General features: G+C 68.0%; 1 protein-coding gene and 1 pseudogene. Both read right to left on the reverse strand.

Annotated elements, in window-relative coordinates; all coding sequences use genetic code 11:
- Positions 1 to 201 (reverse strand): annotated as a pseudogene (locus tag CCN72_RS37020) (class E sortase); the annotation flags it as partial.
- A gap of 20 nt (positions 202 to 221) precedes the next feature.
- Positions 222 to 535: DUF881 domain-containing protein (locus CCN72_RS37025; RefSeq protein WP_143664347.1), on the reverse strand; the 314-nt coding region annotated here is incomplete at its 5' end.

Here is a 535-nt window from a genome sequence, read left to right on the forward strand (position 1 = left end):
GGCGGGGTCCGCCGGGGCCGTGGTGGTCGTCGCGGCCGGCACGCTGCCCGTGGACCACTGCTTGTGCAGCTGGTCGATCTGGTCGTTCATGGCGCCGTCGGCCCGTACGCCGGTCCAGAAGAGGACGTAGGCGACGAAGAGCACGATCAGGGTGCCCACGGTGATGCACAGCTCGCTGAGGGTCCTCACGATCAGGCGCACGGCGGCTCCTGGGCGGGCGGCTACTGCACGGGCTTCGCGTAGTGCAGGTCCACTGTGCCGGAGTAACCCGGAAGAGTCACCGTGCCGTCGTCGGTGACTTTCCAGCCGAGGCCGTAGACGTTGACGTACACCATGTAGGTCTGGATCGCCTTGCTGTCCGCGAGCGACTGCTGGAGCCGCCCGGGGTCCCCGATCGCCGTGATCTTGTACGGCGGTGAGTAGACGCGGCCCTGGAGGATCAGCGTGTTGCCGACGCAGCGGACCGCGCTGGTGGAGATCAGCCGCTGGTCCATGACCTTGATGCCCTTGGCGCCGCCCTGCCACAGGGCGTTCA

The sequence above is a fragment of the Streptomyces murinus genome, from assembly GCF_002154555.1.
GTDB lineage: Bacteria > Actinomycetota > Actinomycetes > Streptomycetales > Streptomycetaceae > Streptomyces > Streptomyces murinus.